We start from the raw sequence: 2,206 nt of genomic DNA on the forward strand, positions 1-2,206 counted from the left end.
TCGGTCCGCTCCGGCGCGCGGGTGTCGATGCCGGGGATGATGGACACGGTCCTCAACCTCGGCCTCAACGACGAAACCGTGCAGGGTCTGGCCGCGTCATCGGGCGATGAACGGTTCGCGTGGGACAGCTACCGCCGGTTCATCCAGATGTATTCCGATGTGGTGCTGGGCGTGGACCATCACCTGTTCGAAGATGCCCTTGAAATCGCCAAGGAAGACAACGGTTTCTACGCCGATGTTGAGATGGGTTCTGAGCACTGGCAGGCCCTCGTGGCCGAGTACAAGGGAATCGTCGAAGCCGCCCTTGGCGAACCCTTCCCACAGGATGTGTTTCATCAACTTTGGGGCGCCATCCGCGCCGTCTTCGACAGCTGGGACTCCGACCGCGCCAAGGTTTATCGCCGCCTGAACGACATCCCCGGTGACTGGGGCACCGCCGTCAACGTGCAGGCGATGGTGTTCGGCAACATGGGCGATACCAGCGCTACCGGCGTCGCCTTCACCCGCGATCCCGCGACCGGCGAAAAGGCCTATTACGGTGAATGGCTGGTCAACGCGCAAGGCGAAGACGTCGTCGCCGGCATCCGCACCCCGCAGTACCTGACCCGCTATTCCCGCGAACGGGCCGGGGCCAAGCCGCTGTCGATGGAAGAGGCGATGCCAGAGGCTTACGCCGAACTGGCCGATGTGTTCGAGCTGCTCGAAAAGCACTACCGCGATATGCAGGACATCGAATTCACGGTGGAACGCGGCAAACTCTGGATGCTCCAGACCCGCTCTGGCAAGCGCACCGCCAAGGCCGCGCTCAAGATGGCGGTCGACATGGTCGCAGAAGGCCTGATCGATGAACGCGCGGCGATCCTGCGGATCGATCCGATGGCGCTCGATCAGTTGCTCCACCCCACGCTCGACCCCGATGCCCCGCGCGATATCCTGACCAGGGGGCTGCCCGCATCGCCGGGTGCGGCCTCTGGCGCGATCGTGCTCGATGCCGACACCGCCGAACGCCGCGCCGAACGCGGCGAAGCGGTGATCCTGGTGCGCGTCGAAACCAGCCCCGAGGACATCCACGGCATGCACGCGGCCAAGGGCATCCTGACCGCCCGCGGCGGCATGACGTCTCACGCCGCCGTGGTCGCGCGCGGCATGGGCCGTCCTTGCGTTTCCGGCGCAGCGGCCGTGTCCATCGACATGGCCAGCCGCACTCTGAAGATCGGCACCCGCGAGCTGAAGGAAGGCGATGTCATCACGCTGGACGGGGCAGCGGGCGACGTCATGGCTGGCCTGGTCCCGACGATCGAACCGGAACTGGTCGGCGATTTCGGCGTGCTGATGGAATGGGCCGACAAGCACCGCCGGATGAAAGTCCGCACCAACGCCGAAACCCCGGACGACTGCCGCACTGCGCGCCAGTTCGGAGCTGAAGGCATCGGGCTGTGCCGGACCGAGCACATGTTCTTCGACGATCAGCGCATCGCCGCTGTGCGCCAGATGATCCTGGCCGAAGACGGTCCCGGCCGCCGCGCCGCGCTGGCCAAGCTGCTGCCCGAACAGCGTGCCGACTTTCACGCAATCTTCGATGTGATGGCAGGCCTGCCGGTCACCATCCGCCTGCTCGATCCGCCGTTGCACGAATTCCTGCCCCACGCCGATGCCGAGTTCGAGGAACTGTCCGATGTGATCGGGATCGGCGTCGCCACGCTGAAGCGTCGCGCCGAGGAACTGCACGAAATGAACCCGATGCTGGGCCATCGCGGTTGCCGTCTGGGCATCACCTTCCCGGAAATCTACGAAATGCAGGCCCGCGCCATCTTTGAAGCGGCCTGCGATGTCGCGGCGGCATCCGGCGAAGCGCCGGTGCCGGAAGTGATGATCCCGCTGGTTGCGACCCGCAAGGAACTGGAAATCCTCAAGGCACTGGTGGACCGGACGGCAGCGGAAGTCTTCGCGGAAAAGGGCCGCTCGGTCGTCTATCAGGTCGGCACGATGATCGAGCTGCCGCGCGCCGCGCTGATGGCGGGCGAGATCGCCGAGGTGGGCGAATTCTTCAGCTTCGGCACCAACGACCTCACGCAGACGACGCTGGGGGTCAGCCGCGACGATGCGGCCAAGTTCCTCAGCCCCTATGTCGAGCAGGGCATCTATCCGCGCGATCCGTTCGTCAGCCTGGACATCGAAGGGGTTGGCCAGCTGGTCGAACTGGCGG

At 65.4% G+C, this 2,206-nt stretch carries 1 protein-coding gene; it reads left to right on the forward strand.

Annotated elements, in window-relative coordinates; genetic code table 11:
- Nucleotides 1–2,206 (forward strand): pyruvate, phosphate dikinase (ppdK, locus tag Q8Q53_RS12115; RefSeq protein ID WP_305702033.1); only part of this gene is annotated, 2,206 nt, incomplete at both ends.

The organism is Novosphingobium sp., from assembly GCF_030699305.1.
Classification (GTDB): domain Bacteria; phylum Pseudomonadota; class Alphaproteobacteria; order Sphingomonadales; family Sphingomonadaceae; genus Novosphingobium.